Annotated in this window: 14 protein-coding genes; 12 read left to right on the forward strand and 2 right to left on the reverse strand. The window is 66.6% G+C overall.

From position 1 onward, the window contains the following. Position 1 precedes the first annotated feature (1 nt). Genes V6Z91_RS13090 through V6Z91_RS13100 form a run of 3 tightly spaced genes read left to right on the forward strand, consistent with a single transcriptional unit; the run spans position 2 to position 4195 of the window. Positions 2 to 1825, forward strand: coding sequence for an alpha-amylase family glycosyl hydrolase (locus V6Z91_RS13090; protein WP_338770921.1), 1824 nt, complete (start codon positions 2 to 4; stop codon positions 1823 to 1825). A gap of 30 nt (positions 1826 to 1855) precedes the next feature. Next, positions 1856 to 2812 carry a PfkB family carbohydrate kinase gene (locus V6Z91_RS13095; protein WP_338770922.1) on the forward strand — a complete coding sequence of 319 codons (957 nt, stop codon included), beginning with the start codon at positions 1856 to 1858 and terminating at the stop codon, positions 2810 to 2812. A gap of 42 nt (positions 2813 to 2854) precedes the next feature. Next, complete coding sequence (locus V6Z91_RS13100) at positions 2855 to 4195, forward strand: MFS transporter (protein ID WP_338770923.1); 1341 nt, start codon at positions 2855 to 2857, stop codon at positions 4193 to 4195. Between the two features lie 7 nt (positions 4196 to 4202). Here the strand turns inward: V6Z91_RS13100 and V6Z91_RS13105 are convergent, their stop codons facing one another. Continuing rightward, positions 4203 to 5432, reverse strand: a complete 1230-nt coding sequence (locus tag V6Z91_RS13105; RefSeq protein WP_338770925.1) for a type II secretion system F family protein — start codon at positions 5430 to 5432, stop codon at positions 4203 to 4205. A gap of 23 nt (positions 5433 to 5455) precedes the next feature. Continuing rightward, positions 5456 to 7141: a type IV-A pilus assembly ATPase PilB gene (gene pilB, locus V6Z91_RS13110; protein WP_338770927.1), complete on the reverse strand. Its 1686-nt coding sequence runs from the start codon at positions 7139 to 7141 to the stop codon at positions 5456 to 5458. Between the two features lie 281 nt (positions 7142 to 7422). Between pilB and V6Z91_RS13115 the strand changes: the two genes are divergently transcribed. The 9 genes from V6Z91_RS13115 to V6Z91_RS13155 all read left to right on the forward strand — a co-directional run bounded on the left by V6Z91_RS13115 (position 7423) and on the right by V6Z91_RS13155 (position 19698). Beyond that, the gene (locus V6Z91_RS13115; RefSeq protein ID WP_338770928.1) at positions 7423 to 8277 is read left to right on the forward strand and encodes a helix-turn-helix domain-containing protein; all 855 of its coding nucleotides are present in this window, start codon (positions 7423 to 7425) and stop codon (positions 8275 to 8277) included. 80 nt (positions 8278 to 8357) lie between these two features. Next, on the forward strand, positions 8358 to 8852 hold the full coding sequence (locus tag V6Z91_RS13120) for an NADH-quinone oxidoreductase subunit B family protein (RefSeq protein ID WP_338770930.1): 495 nt from the start codon (positions 8358 to 8360) through the stop codon (positions 8850 to 8852). A gap of 111 nt (positions 8853 to 8963) precedes the next feature. Further along, complete coding sequence (locus V6Z91_RS13125; protein WP_338770932.1) at positions 8964 to 10178, forward strand: glutamate carboxypeptidase; 1215 nt, start codon at positions 8964 to 8966, stop codon at positions 10176 to 10178. 19 nt (positions 10179 to 10197) lie between these two features. Further along, positions 10198 to 11730, forward strand: coding sequence for a carboxylesterase family protein (locus V6Z91_RS13130; protein ID WP_338770934.1), 1533 nt, complete (start codon positions 10198 to 10200; stop codon positions 11728 to 11730). 138 nt (positions 11731 to 11868) lie between these two features. Next, positions 11869 to 13329, forward strand: coding sequence for a xanthine dehydrogenase small subunit (xdhA, locus tag V6Z91_RS13135; RefSeq protein ID WP_338770935.1), 1461 nt, complete (start codon positions 11869 to 11871; stop codon positions 13327 to 13329). 9 nt (positions 13330 to 13338) lie between these two features. Further along, complete coding sequence (gene xdhB / locus V6Z91_RS13140) at positions 13339 to 15684, forward strand: xanthine dehydrogenase molybdopterin binding subunit (RefSeq protein WP_338770937.1); 2346 nt, start codon at positions 13339 to 13341, stop codon at positions 15682 to 15684. A gap of 186 nt (positions 15685 to 15870) precedes the next feature. Next, positions 15871 to 16875: a xanthine dehydrogenase accessory protein XdhC gene (gene xdhC, locus V6Z91_RS13145; RefSeq protein ID WP_338770938.1), complete on the forward strand. Its 1005-nt coding sequence runs from the start codon at positions 15871 to 15873 to the stop codon at positions 16873 to 16875. A gap of 1 nt (position 16876) precedes the next feature. After that, a complete protein-coding gene (guaD, locus tag V6Z91_RS13150; protein ID WP_338770940.1) occupies positions 16877 to 18187 on the forward strand; it encodes a guanine deaminase in 1311 nt (436 codons plus the stop codon). A gap of 29 nt (positions 18188 to 18216) precedes the next feature. After that, the gene (locus V6Z91_RS13155) at positions 18217 to 19698 is read left to right on the forward strand and encodes an adenosine deaminase (protein WP_338770941.1); all 1482 of its coding nucleotides are present in this window, start codon (positions 18217 to 18219) and stop codon (positions 19696 to 19698) included. Positions 19699 to 20188 lie beyond the last annotated feature (490 nt).

Raw genomic sequence — 20188 nt, forward strand, 5'->3', positions numbered from 1 at the left:
CATGACCGACTTTCCCTCTCCCGAGCCGCTGCTGGCGGCGCTTCCTTCGTCGCTGCGTGCCGCCGCGGCGCGCCGCTACGCCGAGCACGGGCCGCTGCTGTACGGGCGCCTCGCTGCCGTGTATGGCGAACAACCCGGCTTCGAGCAATGGTACGCGGCACTGCTGGCGACGATCGGCAGCCTGATGGCCGTCCGGCCCGCCGGCCTGCTGGCGCAGGATGTGCGGCGCGCCGCCGAGCCGGACTGGTTCCTGCGCCAGGACATGCTGGGCTACTGCGCCTACGCGTCGCGCTTCGGCGGCGACCTTCCCGGCATCGCCGGGCGCATCGAGCACCTGCGCACGCTGGGCGTCACCTACCTGCACCTGCTGCCATTCCTGCGCGCCCGCGCCGGCGAGAACGACGGCGGCTTCGCCGTGTCCAGCTTCGACGAAGTCGATCCCGCCCTCGGCAGCATGGCCGACCTGGAAGCGCTGTGCGGGCAGCTGCGCGAGGCGGGCATCAGCCTGTGCGCCGACTTCGTGCTGAACCACGTGGCGGACGACCATGCCTGGGCGCGCGGCGCCATGGCCGGCGATGCGCGGCTGCGCCGCTTCTTCCACGTGTTCCCGGACCGCGCGATGCCGGAGCGCTACGAGCGCACGCTGGGCCAGGTCTTCCCGGCCGCCGCGCCGGGCAATTTCACCCACGTGCCGGCCATGGAAGGCTGGGTATGGACCACGTTCTACCCGTTCCAGTGGGACCTGAACTACGCCAACCCCGAAGTGCTCGGCGAAATCGCCGCGGCCCTGCTGCGGCTGGCGAACCGGGGCGTGGAAGTGTTCCGCCTCGATTCCACGGCGTTCCTGTGGAAGCGCGAGGGCACGCCCTGCATGAACCAGCCGGAGGTGCACGCGCTGCTCCAGGCGCTGCGCGCCATCGTGGCGATCGCCGCGCCGGGCGTGCTGCTGAAGGCCGAAGCCATCGTGCCCACCCGCGAGCTGCCGGCCTACCTGGGTGGCCCCGGCACGCCGGAATGCCACCTGGCCTACCACAGCACCCTGATGGCCGCCGGCTGGGCCGCGCTGGCCGAGCAGGATACGGGCCTGCTGCGCGCCGTGATCGAAGGCACGCCAGCGGCGCCACCCGGCGCCAGCTGGCTGACCTATGTGCGCTGCCACGACGATATCGGCTGGAAGATCCTGCTGGATGAAGCGCAGGGCGATACCGGCCGGCTCGCTGCCGTGGCGCGCTTCTTCCATGGCGAAGGCGGCAGCTATGCCGCCGGCGTGCCGTTCCAGTCGGGCCTTGCCACCAACGGCATGGCCGCGGCATTGACGGGCTTTGAAACGGCCGAAGGGCCGCGAGCGCGCGAGCTGGCCCTGCGCCGCCTGCTGCTGGTGCATGGGGTGGCGCTCGCGTTCGGCGGCATGCCCGTGCTGTACATGGGCGACGAGCTGGGCATGGGCAACGACCACGGCTACCGCGACGATCCGCAGCGCGCGCACGACACGCGCTGGGTACAGCGCCCGGTGTTCGACGAGGAGGGGCTGGCCCGGCGCGACGATCCGGACAGCTGGGCAGGGCAGGTGTTCCGCGCCCTGCGCGCCCTCGTGAGCGAGCGGCGCGGCTGCCCCGCGCTCGCCGCCGACGTGCCGCGCGCCGTCCTGCCCACGGCGGACGATGCCCTGCTGGCGCTGGCACGAGGCGACCATTTCCTGGCATTGTTCAATTTCTCGGAGCGCACGCTGGCCGTTTCGCTGACGGCGCTGGGTGCCGGCGCCTGGCCCGGCCACGGTGACGTAATCGAGCTGGCTCCGTGGGCCATGCTCTGGCTGCGCCGCTAAAAGACCGCTCCACGACAGGAAAGACTATCCATGACACGAGACATGCAGGCCATCGCCGTCTTCGGCGAAGCGCTGGTCGACGATTTCGGCACCACCCAGGTTGTCGGCGGTGCGCCCTTCAACGTGGCGCGCCACCTTGCCGGCTTCGGCGTGCCCGCGCTGATGATCACCCGCATCGGCGCCGATGCGAACGGCGCGGCGGTGCGCGCGCAATTTTCCCGCTTCGGCATGCTTGAAGCGGGCCTGCAAACCGATCCCCGGCGCCCGACCGGCCGGGTGGTGGTCGAGCAGGATGAACACGGCCACCGTTTCGACATCCTGCCCGACCAGGCCTACGACCACATCGATGCCGACGAGGCACTGGCCGCGCTGGCGGCGCCGGGGATGGCCGCACCGGGCATGCTGTACTTCGGCACGCTGGCCCAACGCGGCGACGTATCGCGCGCCGCCCTCGGCAGCATGATCGCGGCGGCCGCCGCGCCACGCTATCTCGACCTGAACCTGCGCGACGGGCAGGTGCCGGCGCGGCACGTGCTCGAGGCGATCGGCCAGGCGCATATCCTGAAGGTCAATGAAGAGGAATTGCAGTGGGTACACGCGGCGCGCGGCCTGCCCCGCCCGGCGGGCGAGGACGTGCTCGACGCGGCGGCGGCAGCGGCAGCCAACGCCCTGATCGACGCGTTCGGCCTGCGCGGCATGATCGTCACCCTGGGACCGCGTGGCGCGCTGTGGCTGGGTGCGGACGGCACGCGGCTGCACGCCGCGGCACCGGATGCCATCGAGATCGTGGACACGGTGGGGGCGGGCGACGCCTTCTCCGCCGTATTCCTGCTGGGCGACCGGCTAGGCTGGCCACTGGACACGACGCTGGAGCGGGCCAACGCGTTCGCGGCGGCGATCTGCGGGGTGCGCGGCGCGGTGCCGCCCGACCCGGCCTTCCATGCCGGCTGGCTGGCCCGCTGGCAGGCCCGCTGTCGGGCCTACTGATTCCCCGCGAACGACGACAATAACGATAACGGAGACCTTGCGATGAATCATCAACCTCACCTGTCGTTCCGGCAGGTCGTCAACATGAACGTGGGATTCTTCGGCATCCAGTTCAGCTTCGGGCTGCAGCAGAGCAGCATGAGCCCGATCTACAAATACCTGGGCGCCGACGAGGCGACCTTGCCGCTGCTGTGGCTGGCCGGCCCCGTCACCGGCCTGCTCGTGCAGCCGCTGGTGGGCGCCATGAGCGACCGCACCGTCACGCGCTGGGGGCGGCGCACGCCATATTTCCTGGTGGGGGCGATCCTGTGCAGCCTCGGCTTGTTGTTCATGCCGTTCAGCCCCACGCTGTGGATGGCCGCGAGCCTGCTATGGATCCTCGACGCCGCCAACAACGTCACGATGGAGCCTTACCGCGCGTTCGTCAGCGACCGGCTGGCGCCGCGCCAGCATTCGCTCGGCTTCCTCACGCAGAGCGCCTTCACGGGACTGGGGCAGACACTGGCCTACCTGACACCGTCGCTGCTGGTATTCATGGGCATGGACAAGGACGCGACCAACGGCAGCCATATCCCGCAGGTGGTGGTGGCCGCCTTCATGATCGGCGCGGTCATGTCGATCACCAGCGTGCTGTGGTCGATCCGTACCACGCCCGAGCTGCCGCTGGACGCGGCGCAGCTGGAACACATGAAGGCGCACCGGCCCGGCCTGCGTGCGATGCTCGCCGACATCGCCGCGGCGGTGCGCGAGATGCCGCAGACGATGCGCCAGCTGGCGCTCGTCAAGCTGTTCCAGTGGTACGCGATGTTCTGCTACTGGCAATACATCATGCTGGCGCTGGCGCAGTCGATCTACGGCACCACCGACCCGGCCAGCGAAGGCTTCCGCGATGCCGGCCTGCTCAACGGCCAGGTGGGCGCGTTCTACAACTTCATTGCCTTCCTGGCCGCGTTCGCGCTGGTGCCGTTCACGCGGCGCTACGGGCCCAAGCGCATGCATGCGCTCTGCGTGGCCCTGGCCGGCGCGTGCATGCTGTGCATCCCGCTGATCCGCGAACCGGCGCTGCTGTTCATCCCGATGGTCGGCATCGGCCTGGCATGGGCCAGCATGATGGGCAACCCCTACGTGATGCTGGCCGGCTGCATCCCGCCCGAGCGCAACGGCGTGTACATGGGCATCTTCAATATGTTCATCGTGATCCCGATGATCATCCAGATCTTTACGCTGCCACTGTTCTACCAGGCGGGCCTGGGCGGGAATCCGGAGAACGTGATCCGGCTGGCCGGGGTGCTGATGCTGTGCGCGGCGGTGGCGGTGCTGAGGGTGAAGCTGCGGCCGGGCGGGGCGGGCGCGGGAGCGATCCCGGCGCCGGCCCCGCACTGACGAGGGATCAGACGACGGAGCCCAGCTTGAAGATCGGCAAATACATGGCCACCACCAGCCCGCCGATCAGCACGCCGAGGATCACCATGATCGCCGGCTCCATCAGCGACGACAGCGAAGCGACCGCCTCGTCCACTTCCTGCTCGTAGAAGTCGGCCACCTTGCCCAGCATGCCGTCCAGCGCGCCGGATTCCTCGCCGATGGCGACCATCTGCGTGACCATATTGGGGAACACTTCCACGTTCTGCATCGCCACCGTCAGGCTCACGCCGGTGGACACGTCCTTCTGGATCGTGCGCGTGGCATCGATATAGACGGCGTTGCCGGAGGCACCGCCGACCGAGTCGAGCGCTTCGACGAGCGGCACGCCGGCCGCGAACATCGTCGCCAGCGTGCGGGTCCAGCGCGCGATCGTTGCCTTGCGGACCACATCGCCGAACACGGGCACCTTCAACAGCAGCCGGTCCATGGCCTGCTGCATCGGCGGCGAGCGCCGCCACGCCTGGAAGAAGAAATAGATGCCGGCGAACAGGCCGCCGAAGATCACGTACCACCAGTTCACGAAGAATTCCGACATCGCCATCACGAACAGCGTGGGCGCCGGCAGGTCGGCACCGAAGCTGGTGAACACTTCCTTGAACGCGGGTACCACCCAGATCATGATCACGGCCGTGACGATGAAGGCCACCGCCAGGATGGCGATCGGGTAGGTGAGGGCGGACTTGATCTTGGCCTTCATGGCCAGCGTCTTTTCCTTGTACAGGGCCAGGCGCGTGAGCAGGTCTTCCAGGATGCCGGCCTGTTCGCCGGCGCCCACCAGGTTGCAGAACAGCGGGTCGAAGTACAGCGGGAACTTGCGGAACGCGCCATTCAGGCTGGTGCCCGTTTCGATGTCGGCGCGCAGGTCCATCACCAGCTTCGAGACCGACGGGTTGGCGTGGCCCTTGCCCACGATATCGAACGATTGCAGCAGGGGCACGCCGGCCTTCATCATCGTCGCCAGCTGGCGGGTGAAGAGGGTGATGTCCTTGTCCGTGACCTTCTTGCCGGAGCGGTACACCTTCTTCTTCACCTTGGTGACCATGATGCCCTGGCGGCGCAGGGTCACGTTCACCACGGCTTCGCCGCCGGCGCGCAATTCGCCGCGCACGGTCTTGCCCGTCTTGTCCTTGCCTTCCCAGGCGAAGATCGATTCCTTGACCTGGTTATCCCTGGTCCTGTTCGGCGCGTATGCCATCGCTATCCGTCCCGTCGTATGTTCTATTCGTTCGTGCAGCCCAGCACTTCCTCGAGGCTCGTCAGGCCGGCCTTCACCTTCACGAGGCCCGACTGGCGCAGCGATTTCACGCCCTCGGCCTGGGCCTGGGCGGCGATCTGCATCGAGTTGCCGTGCGCGAGGATCAGCGCCTCGATCGCCGGCGTGATCGGCATGATCTGGTAGATGCCCACGCGCCCCTTGTAGCCGGAGCCGTTGCAGCGTTCGCAGCCGACCGGGCCGTACGACTTCCAGCTGCCATCGAGCTCCTCTGGCTTGAAGCCCGCGCTCACCAGCTTGTCCGGCGCGATATCGAGCGGCTTCTTGCAGCCGCACAGGCGCCGCGCCAGGCGCTGGGCCGTGATCAGGATCACGGACGAGGCGATGTTGAACGGCGCCACGCCCATGTTCATCAGGCGTGTCAGCGTCGAGGGCGCGTCGTTCGTGTGCAGCGTGGAGAACACCATGTGGCCCGTCTGCGCCGCCTTGATCGCGATATCGGCCGTTTCCAGGTCGCGGATCTCGCCGACCATGATGATGTCCGGGTCCTGGCGCAGGAAGGACTTCAGCGCGACGGGGAAGGTCAGTCCCGCCTTGTCGTTCACGTTCACCTGGTTCACGCCGGGCAGGTTGATCTCGGCCGGGTCTTCGGCCGTCGAGATATTGATGCCCGGCTTGTTCAGGATGTTCAGGCAGGTGTACAGCGACACGGTCTTGCCGGAACCCGTGGGACCGGTGACGAGCACCATGCCGTACGGCCGGGCAATCGCGTCCAGCATCAGCGCCTTCTGTTCCGGCTCGTAGCCCAGCGCGTCGATGCCCATCTGCGCCTGCGTCGCGTCGAGGATACGCATGACGGTCTTTTCGCCGAACAGCGTGGGCAGCGTGGAGACACGCAGGTCCAGCGTCCGGGTCGGCGACACGATCAACCGCATGCGGCCATCCTGCGGCACGCGCTTTTCGGAGATGTCGAGCCGGGCCAGTACCTTGATGCGCGAGACCAGCTTGTCCTTGATGGCCACCGGCGGCTGCGCGTGCTCGACCAGCACGCCATCGACCCGGAACCTGATCCTGTAGAACTTCTCGAACGGTTCGAAGTGCAGGTCCGAGGCGCCCATGTTCACGGCATCCATCAGCATCTTGTTCAGGAAGCGCACGATGGGCGCATCCTCGATATCGGTGGACGGCGCTTCGGCGGCCGCCGCTTCCTGCTCTTCGGCAAAGGCGATGGAACCTTCGGCGCCGGCCAGCTCGTCGATCAGCTGGGCGCTGCTCTTGCCGAGCTCGTGCAGCAGCCGCAGCAGCGCATCGTGCGCCACGATCACGGGTTCGACCAGCGACTCGGTCTGGAACTTGATCTGGTCCAGCGCCTGCATGTTGGTGGGATCGGAAATCGCCACCGACATCTTGTTGCCCCGCTTGGCCAGCGCCACCACGCGCTGCGCCTGCATCAGCTTTTCATCGATGATCTTCTCGGGCAGGGCCGCAACGCTGAGGGCGTGCAAGTCCATCATCGGGTAGGCGAAGGTCTCGGAGCAGAAGGCGGCGAGGTCGCGCGCGCCAATGGCGCCGCCGGCCAGCAGCACGTCGATGAACGGCTGCTTGTCGGCGGCCGAGCGTTTCACCAGCGCGTCCGCCTGGGCGGCCGTCAGGCGACCGGCCTGCACCAGCGCCCGCGCCAATCCCGGCATGGGAGTGCCTGATGCCGTCGTGGGTTGGACTGCTGCCATAGATGAAACGGTTGATGAAATTGGAGGCAATCAAGGGATGATGCCTGTGGGCATCATAATTGTAAAGCCTTGTTTTGTAACGAATCCGTGCCGATTTCACGACTGATGCCGTGCGATCAACGACCTTGGTGCACTTGTCATCCGCGCGTGGATGCGGCAACGGCTCCCTTACCGTTTTCGGACTGTCGAGCGAAAAGTTTAGGCCTGGCGCAAGCCGGCCCATGCGCTGCCTATAATGAGGCATGGACGATCCGCCAACATCCGCCATCGGGCGCCGCCTCGCGCTGATGCCACCGCCGGCACTGGCGGGGATCGTGCGCTATTTCCACGTGGAGTGGGACAGCGCCGGCCCGGCCATCGTGCCGGCTTCTCCCTATCCGATGGCAACGTTCTTCGCCGCCGGCGGTTCCCTGGTGCCTTCGACCGGCGGCCGGCTGGCGCTGTTCCGCGAGCCAATGCTGTGCGGACCCGTTACCGCGGCCATGCCTGTGCTGTGGCAGCAGAACACGTCCTTCATCAGCGCGCTGATCGAACCTGCCAGCTTCGCAACCTTGTTTGGCATGAGCCCCGGCGCCTTGCGCGACACTCCCGTGGCGTTGGCCGATGCCGAACCGTGCGTGCCTGCGAGGGCGCTGGCGGAGGCAGTGGCGGGCACGCGCGACATCGCCCGCTGGGTCGGTGCGCTGCAATCCTGGCTGTTGCAGGTGCTCGCCCGCCGGGGAGGACGTGCCGCGCCATTCGTGTTGCCTGCCGCGCTGCTCGACTTGCCGGCTCCCGAGATCGCGCGGCGCTATGGCATCGGCGAGCGACAGCTGGAGCGTCGCTTCCAGGCCAGTTATGGCCAGAGCATGCGGGCGATGCGCCAGATGCTGCGCTATACCCGGGCGCTTGGCATGCTGATGCACCTTCCGCCGCGCCCGGGCCTGCTCACGCGGGTGGCGATGGATGCTGGCTATCACGACCAGGCCCACATGATCCGGGACTTTACCGCGTACACCGGCCGCCCGCCTGGCGCCTGGTATGCGGACGGCGACGACCGCCTGCACCGCATGTACCGCTACGACACGCCGCACCGGGCCATCGTCACGCGGGCTTGAGCAAGCCATGTCGGCTCCGTACAATTTTTCCAGCGCCCGCGCCGCTATCGTGCCGCCTTCGGATAGCGAAGGAGAGAGCGATGGAGAGAGCAATCGAGCAACACGACGGTTTCCTCGTCACGTCGGCAGCGGCCCTGTTCGATGCCGCCCGCAAGGACAGCCTGTGGTACCTCACGTTCGGCCTGGCATGCTGCGCCGTCGAGATGATGGAATGCGCGTCGGCCCGCTACGACATGGACCGCTTCGGCATGGTGCCGCGAGCCTCGCCGCGGCATGCGGACCTGATGATCGTGGCGGGGACGTTGACCAACAAGATGGCGCGCGCCATGCGCAAGGTCTATGACCAGATGCCCGAGCCGAAGTACGTGATTTCGATGGGTTCCTGCGCCAACGGCGGCGGCTATTACCACTACAGCTACTCCGTGGTGCGCGGCTGCGACCGCATCGTGCCCGTCGATATCTACATCCCCGGTTGCCCGCCCACCGCCGAGGCGCTGCTGTACGGCTTGCTGCAATTGCAACGCAAGATCGCCCTGAACGGAGCGGAGGCGGCACATCCCGAGCTGGCCCGCTAAACACCCAAGGTCGAGCGCGTGTCATGGGGCAGGCACCATGACACGAGCTCGACAGTCACGCCATCGTTCAGCACACTGGGCTATGATGAGGTGTTATCGGGGAGGCATCATATGCGCAAGCTGGTGGCCGGCGTCATGCTGGCATGGGCGGCAGCGGGGGCGGCATCGGCCGAACCCGCACTCTTGAAGGCGGCACAAGAGCGGCAGGCGGCGGCGCTGGCGCTGCTGGAAAAGCTCGTCAACATTGATTCCGGCACCTTCAATGCGAAGGGGTTGGACGCGGTCGGGGCGATTGCCGCGGCCGAACTGGCGCAGCAGGGTTTCAGCGTCGAGAAGACACCGGCCACCCCGGCGGCAGGCCACAACATCGTGGCCACGCGCACCGGTTCCGGCAAGGGCAGGGTGCTGCTGGTCGCCCACATGGATACCGTGTTCCCGGACGGCACGGCGGCGAAGCGCCCGTTCCGCATCGAAGGCAGACGTGCCTATGGCCCGGGCATCATGGACGACAAGGGCGGCATCGTCATCGCCGTCCAGGCAGCCCGGCTGCTGGGCGACAAAGACTTCGGCAAGCTCACCATCCTGCTCAACACGAACGAGGAAACGGGCTCGGAAGGCACGCGCGCCCTGATCGACAAGCTGGTGCGCGGGCACGACGTCGCCTTCAACCTGGAGCCGGGCCGCGCGGCCGACGGCCTGGTGGTGGCCCGCAAGGGCAGCGGCGAGATCGAGCTGGAAGTGACGGGCAAGGCTTCGCATGCCGGCGTGGCGCCGAAGCAGGGCGTCAACGCGGCGCTGGAAGCGGCGCACCAGGTCGTGCAGCTGTCCCGCCTGGGCGACGATGCCAAGGAAACCACGGTCAGCTGGACCGTCATCCATGGCGGCGAGCGCAGCAACGTGATCCCGGACCATGCAAGGGCAACGGCGGACGTGCGGGTGAAGACGCCGGAGGAATTCGATCGCGTGGAGCGCGACATGCGCAGCATCGCTGCGAAGAAGCTGGTACCCGAGGCTCAGATAGCGCTATCATTGACCCGCGGATTTCCGCCGATGCCGCCCAGTGCCGTCACCGATGGGCTGGCGGCCAGGGCCGCGTCCATCTATGCCGAGATCGGCCGCAAGCTGACCCTGGAAAGCACGGGCGGCGCAGCTGACGCGAGCCTGATGTTCGCGGCCGGCGTGCCTACCCTGGATGGCTTGGGCATCGTCGGCGGCGGCATCCACACGGCCGATGAATACGCCGAGGTGGACAGCATCGCGCCCCGCATCTACCTGCTGGCCCGGCTGATCCAGGAATACGGCCGCCGGCCGGCGATAACGAAATAACCACGAAGGAGACAATACGATGAAGAGAGCATCCGCCGGCATCCTGCTGGCCGCCGCGGCAAGCGCCGCCCATGCCCTGTCGCCCCGGCCGGTCGTCACCGTCGAGGGTGGCCAGGTCCAGGGCCGCATCGAGGATGGCGTGCGCGCGTTCAAGGGCATCCCGTTCGCGGCGCCGCCGGTCGGCGACCTGCGCTGGCAGGCGCCGCGCCCGGTGAAACCGTGGCAGGGCGTGCGGCAGGCGACGGCGTTCGGCAACCGCTGCATGCAGCTGCCGCTGTTTTCCGACATGGTGTTCCGCTCGCCCGCCCCGTCCGAGGATTGCCTGTACCTGAACGTGTGGGCACCCGCCGGGGCGGGCGCGAAGAAACTGCCGGTGCTCGTGTACATCCATGGCGGCGGCCTGGCCGCCGGCGACGGTTCCGAGCCGCGCTACGAGGGCGCGGCGATGGCGAAGCAGGGCATCGTGGCGCTGACCATCAATTACCGCCTCGGCGTGTTCGGCTTCCTCGCCCATCCCGAACTGACGGCCGAGAGCCGGCACAAGGCTTCCGGCAACTACGGCCTGATGGATCAGGCGGCCGCCCTTGCCTGGGTAAGGAAGAATATCGCGGCCTTCGGCGGCGACCCGGACCAGGTGACGATCGCCGGCGAATCGGCCGGCTCGTATTCGGTCAGCGCGCAGATGATCATGCCCATGTCGAAGGGGCTGTTCGCGCGGGCGATCGGCGAGAGCGGCTCGGTGCTGGGCCGGCGCGGCGCGCCGCCGCTGGCCGAGGCGGAAAAGCAGGGCGCCGAATTCGCCAGCGGTGCCGGTTTCGCCACGCTCAAGGAGCTGCGCGCGGCGAGCGCCGAGACGCTGCTGCAAGCGCAGGGCAAGCCGGGTGCGCCATGGTTCGGCATCGCCACCGACGGCCACGTGATCGACCGCGCGCCGCTGGACAGCTACGCGCAGGGCCGCCAGGCGAAGGTGCCGCTGCTGGCCGGCTGGAATTCCGAGGAATCGCACGCCCGGGCGATCCTCGACAACCAGGAGCCGACGCCCGAGCGCTTCCAGGCCGCGTTGAAAAAATTGTACGGCGACGACGCCGCCGAGGCGGCGCGCGTGTACGGTTATGACGTGGCCGAGGCGGCGCGCGACCTGTCGAGCGACCGCTGGATCGTCCACGGCACGTGGAAATGGATCGACCTGCACGCGAAGGCGGCGCCAAGCTGGCGCTACTACTATTCGCGCCCGCGCCCGGCCACGCTCGACGGCAAGCCGGCTGCCACCGGCGCCGCCCACTCGGCCGAGATCGAATACGCGATGGGCAACCTGGACGGAAACAAGGTCTATGCGTGGACGGAAGAAGATCGCGCCGTCTCGCGCACGATGCAGGGCTATTTTGCCAACTTCATCCAGCACGGCGACCCGAACGGGCCTGGCCTGCCCGCCTGGCCGAAAGTGACGGCGCCGGGAGCGAACGTGATGCGGATCGACGCGCAGTCGGGCGCCTTCGACCCGAAGGACCGGGCGCGGTTCGAATTCCACGACCGGCAATTCGCCAAGCCATGAAAGGCCGTAGGGCAATGATTGCAGCAGAGCCAGAAAGTTTCTTCATGCACTTATGCTGATAAGGCTCATCAGCAATATGTTATAGGGGGATGGTTGGCCGATGATAGTCTTACGAACTGATACTACCGCGAGGCCAACATGTCCGAACCGATCCGCTTCTACTTCCGCGGCGCCGTGCACGAAGTGCAAGGTGCCGATACCACGCAAACGGTGCTCCAGCACCTGCGCGAAGATTTGCATTGCACCGGCACGAAAGAAGGTTGTGCCGAAGGCGACTGCGGTGCCTGCACCGTGGTCGTCGGCTCCCTTGTCGATGGCAAGGTCGAGCTCAAAGCCGTCAATTCCTGCATCCAGCTGACGCCCACGCTGGACGGCAAGGCCCTGTTCACCGTGGAAGACCTGCAGCAGCCGAACGGCGACCTGCACCCGGTGCAGCAGGCGCTGGTGGAATGCCATGGCTCGCAATGCGGCTTCTGTACGCCGGGTTTCGCCATGTCGCTGTGGGGCATGTACCTGAAAGTGGAAGGCCGCACGCCGGAGCGCAAGGAAATCGACGATTGCCTGTCCGGCAACCTGTGCCGCTGCACCGGCTACCGCCCCATCATCGATGCCGCGAAACGCATGGTGGAACTGCCGGCCGTCAGCTTCGACACCACCGGGCTGGCTGATCAGCTGCAGGCCCTCAAGCGCGACAAGCTCGCCGTGTATGCCGCCAACGGCCAGACGTTCTACGCGCCGCGCACGCTGGCCGAGCTGTCGCAGCTGCGCGCCGAATACCCGGCCGCCACCCTGCTGGCCGGCTCCACCGACGTGGGCCTGTGGATCACCAAGCAGATGCGCGTGCTGACGGACATCATCTACCTCGGCCACGTCGAGGAAATGCAGTACATGAAGGTCGATGGCGGCATGGTGGAAATCGGCGCCGGCGTGGCGCTGGACGAGGCCTACGCCAAACTGTGCGAATACTATCCGGCCGAGCTCTCCGAGCTGCGCCAGCGCTTCGCCTCGAAGCCCATCCGCAATGCCGGCACCTTGGGCGGCAACGTGGCCAACGGTTCGCCGATCGGCGACTCGATGCCGTGGATGATCGCCGTGGGCAGCGAAGTCGTGCTGCACAGCGAAGCGGGCGACCGCGTGCTGCCGATGGACGCGTTCTACCTCGACTACATGAAGAAGGACATGCGCCCGGGCGAATTCGTGCGCGCCATGCGCGTGCCGCTGCCGCGCGCCAACGTGGTGTTCCGCACCTACAAGCTGGCCAAGCGCTTCGACCAGGATATCTCCGCCGTGTGCGCCGCCTACGCCTTCGAACTGGACGGCGACAAGGTCAAGAACGCGCGCATCTGCTACGGCGGCATGGCCGGCACCCCGAAGCGCGCCGCGCAAGCCGAAGCGGCGCTGAACGGCCGCGTGTGGGACGAGGAAGCGCTGCTCGACGCGATCGCCGCGCTGGCCCAGGACTACGCGCCGCTGACCGACATGCGGGCGTCCGCCACCTACCGCATGCGCACCGCGCAAAACCTGCTGCGCCGCTTCTGGCTCGAAACCCGTATCGACGCGCCGCTGGCGAACACCGACGTGAACGCCTTTGCCGCCTGAGGAGACACCATGAACCATCCCGCCATCCCTGAATTGAAGGCTGCCTCCTTGGCCGCGAATTGGTCCGGTGTGGGCCTGTCGCGCAAGCATGAATCGGCCGAGCTGCACGTGCTGGGCCAGGCCACCTACACGGACGATATCCCCGAGCTGCAAGGCACGCTGCATGCGGCGCTGGGCCTGTCGTTGAAGGCGCACGCCAATATCGTGGCCATGGACCTGGAACCGGTGAAGAATTCGCCGGGCGTGGTCGCCGTGTTCACCGCCAAGGACATTCCGGGCGTGAACGACTGCGGCCCGATCATCCACGACGATCCGGTCCTGGCCGACGGCCTGGTGCAATACGTGGGCCAGCCGATCTTCGTCGTCGTCGCCGACACGCACACCAATGCCCGCCGCGCCGCCCGCAAGGCCGTGATCACGTACGACGAGCTGCCGGCCATCTTCACGCCGCAGCAGGCGAAAGCCGCCGGTTCCTACGTGCTGCCGCCGATGAAGCTGCAGAAGGGCGATCCGCAGGCCGCGTTCGAGCGCGCACCGCGCAAGGTGAAGGGAGAACTCTTCGTCGGCGGCCAGGAGCAGTTCTACCTGGAAGGCCAGATCTCCTACGCGATCCCGAAAGAGAACCGCGGCATGTTCGTGCAGTGCTCCACGCAGCACCCGAGCGAGATGCTGCACCTGGTCGCGCATGCGCTGGGCCTGCACTCGCACAACGTGCAGGTGGAGTGCCGCCGCATGGGCGGCGGCTTCGGCGGCAAGGAATCGCAGTCCGCCCTGTGGGCGATCTGCGCCTCGCTGGCCGCGTTCAAGCTGAAGGTGCCCGTCAAGCTGCGCGCCGACCGCGACGACGACATGATCGTCACCGGCAAGCGGCACTGCTTCTTCTACGAGTACGAGGTCGGCTACGACGACGACGGCCGCATCGTCGCCGCCAAGGTGGACATGACGTCGCGCGCCGGCTTCTCGGCCGACCTGTCCGGCCCCGTCGCCACCCGCGCCATCTGCCACTTCGACAACTGCTACTACCTGTCGGACGCCGATATCCGCGCCGCGTGCGGCAAGACCAATACCCAGTCGAACACCGCGTTCCGCGGCTTCGGCGGCCCGCAGGGCGCGATCGCCATGGAATACATCATCGACGAGATTGCCCGCAACCTGGGCAAGGACGCGCTGGACATCCGCCGCCTGAACTTCTACGGCACCGAAGACCGCAACGTCACGCCTTATGGCCAGGTCGTGGCAGGCAACGTGCTGCCGGCCCTGACCGCGCGGCTGGAAGAAACGAGCGAATACCGCGCGCGCCGCAAGGCCGTGGAAGAGTTCAACGCGAAGAGCCCGGTGCTGAAGAAGGGCCTGGCGTTCACGCCCCTGAAGTTCGGCATCGCGTTCAACGTTACCCACCTGAACCAGGCCGGCGCGCTGGTGCACGTGTACGTGGACGGCTCCGTGCTCGTCAACCACGGCGGCACCGAGATGGGGCAGGGCGTCAACACCAAGGTCATGCAGGTTGTCGCGCATGAACTGGGGCTGGACCTGTGCCATGTGCGCATCACCGCCACCGATACCAGCAAGGTCGCCAACACGTCGGCCACCGCGGCATCGACGGGTGCGGACCTGAACGGCAAGGCGGCGCAGGACGCGGCGCGCCAGATCAAGGAACGCCTGGCGAAGTTCGCCGTCGAGCAGCATGGCGGCGACATCGAGTCGGTGCGCTTCGCGGACGATCACGTGCACGTGAACGGCCAATCGATCCGCTGGCACGTGCTGGTGGGCCAGGCCTACCTGAAGCGCGTGCAGCTGTGGTCCGACGGTTTCTACGCCACCCCGCACCTGTCGTGGGACCCGAAGACGATGAACGGCACGCCGTTCTCGTACTTCGCCTACGGCGCGGCGGTGTCGGAAGTCGTCGTCGACACGCTGACCGGCGAATGGCGCCTGGTGCGCGCCGACGCGCTGTACGACGCGGGCAATTCGCTGAACCCGGCCATCGACATCGGCCAGGTCGAAGGCGCGTTCATCCAGGGCATGGGCTGGCTGACCACCGAGCAGCTGTGGTGGAACGCCAACGGCAAGCTGATGACGCATGCCCCGTCCACGTACAAGATCCCGGGCATTTCCGACTGCCCGCAGGACTTCCGCGTGAACCTGTTCGACCAGCCGAACGTGGCCGACAGCATCCACCGCTCGAAAGCCGTCGGCGAACCGCCGCTGCTGCTGCCGTTCTCGGTGTTCTTCGCGATCCGCGACGCCATCTCCGCCGTGGGCGGCCACAAGGTGAACCCGCCGCTGAACGCGCCGGCGACCAGCGAGGAAATCCTGCGGGCGATCGATGCCGTGACCGCGAAGGCGGCCGCCTGAGGCCTCCGAGGCCCTGGTGTCGTACACCTTTACGAGCTTGCTCGTAAAGGTGTACGACACCGGTTTTCTCGAGAGGCACTGGCGAGCGCGCAGGAAAACCGGTGTCGCACACCTTTTCCGGAGAGATCGCCCGGAAAAGGTGTTCGACACCAGCTGCCGGTAACACTGCAATAAAGGTTTTGAATCATGAACGAATGGCTGACGACAACCACCGCTCCGGCGGTGCTGGTAACGGTGGCGCGGGTCGAGGGATCGGCGCCGCGCGAGCCGGGCGCGAAGTTCCTCGTGACCCAGCGCACGCTGCACGACACGATCGGCGGCGGGCATCTGGAGTTGCGGGCAGTGGAGATCGCCCGCGAGATGCTCGCTGCCGGGGCGCCCGAGGTGCGGTACGAGCGCTTCGGCCTGGGCCCGAGTCTGGGCCAGTGCTGCGGCGGTGTCGTCTGGCTGCTGTTCGAACCGGTGACGGATTCCGTCGCCGAAACCCTCACCTTGTTGCGGACCAACCGCACCGGCGACTTCTGGCGCGTGTCGTCGATCGCCGGCCGGCCCCGTAACGCGGTGTTCGATGCCCACGGCGCGCTGGTGGCCGGCGAAGCGGACGTGCCCCGGCACTTCCCCCGCACCAGCAGCGCGATCGTGCTGCCGGACGGCTGGCTGGTCGACCCGATCGCCGCGCCGGCCGCGCACCTCGTGCTGTTCGGCGCCGGGCACGTGGGTGCCGCCATCGTGCGTGCCCTGGCCGAACTGCCGTGCATCATTACGTGGGTCGACGAGCGGGACGAGATGTTTCCGCCCGACGTTCCCGCCAACGTGATCGTGGAAGCTACCGACACGCCCGAAGCCGTGGTGGATGCCGCGCCGGACGGCGCCAGCTACCTCGTGCTGACGCACAGCCACGCGCTCGACGAGCGGCTGTCCGCCGCCATCCTCGCCCGCGACAACGTGGGCTGGTTCGGCCTGATCGGCTCGAAGACGAAACGCGTGCTGTTCGAACGCCGCCTGGCCACGCGTGGCCTGCCTGCCGACCGGATTGCGTCCATGGTCTGCCCGATCGGCCTGCCCGGCATTACCGACAAGGCGCCGGCCGCCATCGCAGTCTCCGTGGCCGCGCAATTATTGATGACCTGGGAAGCGCAAGCCACGGCCGCCGCCGCGATGCCGCGCCAGCCCGCCCTGCAAGAGAACTGATATGCAAACGACCCCGAATGTGCAAGCCTACCGCGCCGGCCTGCTGACCTTCCATGCCGACCCCGCCTTCAGCGAGCGCGCCTATTCCTGGCACGAGGATGGCCTGCTGATCGTCGCCAACGGCAAGATCCAGGCGGCCGGCGACTGGGCCAACCTCCAGGGCACGCTGCCGCCGGGAACGCCGGTGACGGATTACCGCGGCAAGATCATCAGCGCCGGCTTCATCGACACGCACATTCATTACCCGCAAACGGACATGATCGCGTCGCCGGCGCCGGGCCTGCTGCCATGGCTGGAACAGTACACGTTCCCGACCGAGCGCGCGTTCGCCGATCCGGCTCACGCCGCCGGCGTGGCCGAGTTCTTCCTCGACGAGCTGCTGCGCCAGGGCACCACCACGGCGCTGGTCTACTGCACCGTGCATCCGCAATCGGTCGATGCGTTCTTCACCGCCAGCGAAGCGCGCGGCCTGCGCATGATCGCCGGCAAGGTGATGATGGACCGCCACTGCCCGGACTTCCTGTGCGACACGGCCGAGCAGGGCGGCCGCGAGACGGAAGAGCTGATCGGGCGCTGGCACAACCACGACCGCTCGCTGTATGCGATCACGCCGCGCTTCGCGCCGACGTCCACCGAAGCCCAGATGGAAGTCACCGGCGCGCTGGCCCGCAAGTACCCGGATACCTACCTGCAAACCCACGTGTCGGAAAACGAGGACGAGTGCAAGTGGGTGCAGCAGCTGTATCCGAACGCGCGCAGCTACCTCGACGTGTACGACCACTACGGCATGATGCGCCCGCGCGCCGTGTTCGGCCACTGCATCTGGCTCGACGAGCGTGACCGCGAGCGCATGGCCGAAACGAAATCGGCGGCCGCCGTCTGCCCCACGTCGAACCTGTTCCTGGGCAGCGGCCTGTTCGACTTCGAACAGGCCGACAAGCACGGCATGCTGATGGCGCTGGCCACGGACGTGGGCGCGGGCACGTCGTTCTCGATGTTGCAAACGATGAATGAAGCCTATAAAGTAGCGCGCTTGAAAGGCAGCTACCTGCCCGCGTTGCGCATGTTCTACCTGTCCACGCTGGGCGCGGCGCGCAGCCTGCACCTCGAGGACAAGGTCGGCAGCCTGGCCGCCGGCAACGAGGCCGACTTCATCGTGCTCGACCCGCAAGCGACGCCCCTGTTGGCGCGCCGCACGGGCCGCACGGAAAGCCTCGAAGAGATGCTGTTCGCGCTGGCCCTGCTGGGTGACGACCGCGCGATCGCAGCCACGTACTCGGCCGGCAAGCTGGTGCACACGCGGGAGGGCTGACTTTCTCACTTCCTTTGAGAGAGAGTCCCATGCACAAAGCAGTCACCACCCCGCGCATCCTCGCCGCCGCCCTCGTGGCGGCTTTTGCCTGCGGCGCCCACGCCAGGGGCGGCAATGAAGACATCGTCAAGCGCCATTTCGCCACGCTGGTCGCCAGCCCGGCGAAAACGGCCGAACTGACGATGTTCATGACGATGATGCCGAAGGGCGGCGACCTGCACCACCATTACTCGGGCGCGATCTACGCCGAGCAATACCTGGAGTGGGTGGACAAGCAGGGCTACTGCGTCAACAAGACCAACTTCCGCATCAGTAGCGACAAGGCCACGCTCGATGCGGAGCGCGCCAAGCCCGCACCGCTGCGCACCTGCGTCTCCGGTGCCGACCTGGTGGCGGACAACGATACCTACCGCAAGCTGCTGCAGAAGTGGTCGACGCTGGACTTCCATAACCACGGCGCCGACCAGGCACCCCCTGACCAGACGTTCTTCGACACGTTCGGCTACTTCGGCCCCGTGGCCTCCACCAATACCAACGAAGGACTGCGCACGCTGAAGGCGCGCGCGATCGCCGAGAACCTGTCGTACATCGAAACGATCTTCGAGCTGGCGCCGATGACGCCGGACGAAGCGTTCGACAAGCTCGTTTCCGCTCCGGGCATGCAGCCGGCGCAGTTCGACGCCGCATTGGCGAAGTTCACCGCCCAGCTGGAATCCAATCCCTCCTTCGCGCGCGGCATCACCGACTACATCGCCAATGTGGAAAAGAGCGCCGCCGGCATCGACGACGAGCGCTTCACCATGCGCTACCAGCCGTATGTGTTGCGTTTCCTGTCGCCGTCCGCCGTGTTCTCGCAGATGCTGGCCAGCTTCAAGCTCGCGCAGGCGAACCCTTTGATCGTGGGCGTGAATATCGTGGGCCAGGAAAGCCTGCATGTCTCGATGCGCGACTACAGCATGCATATGCGCATGTTCCGCTTCCTGAAGGCGAAGTATCCGGAGGTGAAGACGGCGCTGCACGCCGGCGAGCTGCGCCTCGGCATCGTGCCGCCGGAAGGGCTGACCTTCCACATCGGCGAGGCAGTGAATGTCGCCGGCGCCAATCGCATCGGGCACGGCATCGACATCGCGCACGAGAAGAACGCGCTGGCGCTCATGAAGACGATGCGCGAGCGGCGCATCCCGGTCGAAGTGAACCTCACCAGCAACGAATTCATCCTGGGCGTGAAGAACGAGGAGCATCCGGTCGAGCTGTACCGCCGCTATGGCGTGCCATTCGTGATCTCCACCGACGATGCCGGCGTCACCCGCCACAGCCTGTCGAACGAATACGTGCTGTTCGCCACGCGCTACAAGACCGACTACGCGGAAGTGAAAAAGCTGTCGTACGACAGCATCCGCTACGCCTTCCTGGCGGAGGGCGATCGCAAGCGGCTCTTGAAGCAGCTTGATGAGCGGTTCGCGAAGTTCGAGGCGGAGATTGCGGCGGCGGCCAACGCGGCTGGCACGTAGGGATATCCCCGGCCCCACGCCGGCGCCGGCCAGCGGCTTCACCGGGCCTGGTGTCGTACACTATTTTCCTTCGGAAAATAGTGTACGACACCGGTTTTCTCTCGAAGCAACGATGTCAGCCGAGAAGAATCGGTGTCGTACACCTTTTCCTTCGGAAAAGATGTACGACACCAGGGCAACTCTTACGCACCCATCAAGGTCTTGCACAATTGGCTAAACTTCCTGCCAACTGTGTGGCCTTTGCGCTACATTTTTGTAGTACGCACGCACCGTTTTAGTTATTTCCAAATGAAATAATTTCACTCAACCGTGCCGCATTTATAATCCGCCCGTCAGCTCCCCCCGAGAGAAACCTCACTTTCACAGCATTCCAACGCTCGACTTATATCGAGCGCGAATAAATGCGCTTGCAAAATCGAATTTGTCACGATTTTGTCGCTCATGCATAGTTGATTGGAAGCTATGACATATTAATGCCACCCCATGTTTC

It is taken from the genome of Massilia sp. METH4 (genome assembly GCF_037094685.1).
Taxonomy (GTDB): Bacteria; Pseudomonadota; Gammaproteobacteria; order Burkholderiales; family Burkholderiaceae_D; genus Rugamonas.

Coding starts and splice junctions, on each gene's coding strand:
- V6Z91_RS13090 (WP_338770921.1), top strand. CDS start 2: ATGACCGACTTTCCCTCTCCCGAGCCGCTGCTGGCGGCGCTTCCTTCG.
- V6Z91_RS13105 (WP_338770925.1), bottom strand. CDS start 5,432: ATGGCATACGCGCCGAACAGGACCAGGGATAACCAGGTCAAGGAATCG.
- V6Z91_RS13130 (WP_338770934.1), top strand. CDS start 10,198: ATGAAGAGAGCATCCGCCGGCATCCTGCTGGCCGCCGCGGCAAGCGCC.
- V6Z91_RS13125 (WP_338770932.1), top strand. CDS start 8,964: ATGCGCAAGCTGGTGGCCGGCGTCATGCTGGCATGGGCGGCAGCGGGG.
- V6Z91_RS13100 (WP_338770923.1), top strand. CDS start 2,855: ATGAATCATCAACCTCACCTGTCGTTCCGGCAGGTCGTCAACATGAAC.
- V6Z91_RS13155 (WP_338770941.1), top strand. CDS start 18,217: ATGCACAAAGCAGTCACCACCCCGCGCATCCTCGCCGCCGCCCTCGTG.
- xdhA (WP_338770935.1), top strand. CDS start 11,869: ATGTCCGAACCGATCCGCTTCTACTTCCGCGGCGCCGTGCACGAAGTG.
- xdhC (WP_338770938.1), top strand. CDS start 15,871: ATGAACGAATGGCTGACGACAACCACCGCTCCGGCGGTGCTGGTAACG.
- pilB (WP_338770927.1), bottom strand. CDS start 7,141: ATGCCGGGATTGGCGCGGGCGCTGGTGCAGGCCGGTCGCCTGACGGCC.
- V6Z91_RS13120 (WP_338770930.1), top strand. CDS start 8,358: ATGGAGAGAGCAATCGAGCAACACGACGGTTTCCTCGTCACGTCGGCA.
- V6Z91_RS13095 (WP_338770922.1), top strand. CDS start 1,856: ATGACACGAGACATGCAGGCCATCGCCGTCTTCGGCGAAGCGCTGGTC.
- V6Z91_RS13115 (WP_338770928.1), top strand. CDS start 7,423: ATGGACGATCCGCCAACATCCGCCATCGGGCGCCGCCTCGCGCTGATG.
- xdhB (WP_338770937.1), top strand. CDS start 13,339: ATGAACCATCCCGCCATCCCTGAATTGAAGGCTGCCTCCTTGGCCGCG.
- guaD (WP_338770940.1), top strand. CDS start 16,877: ATGCAAACGACCCCGAATGTGCAAGCCTACCGCGCCGGCCTGCTGACC.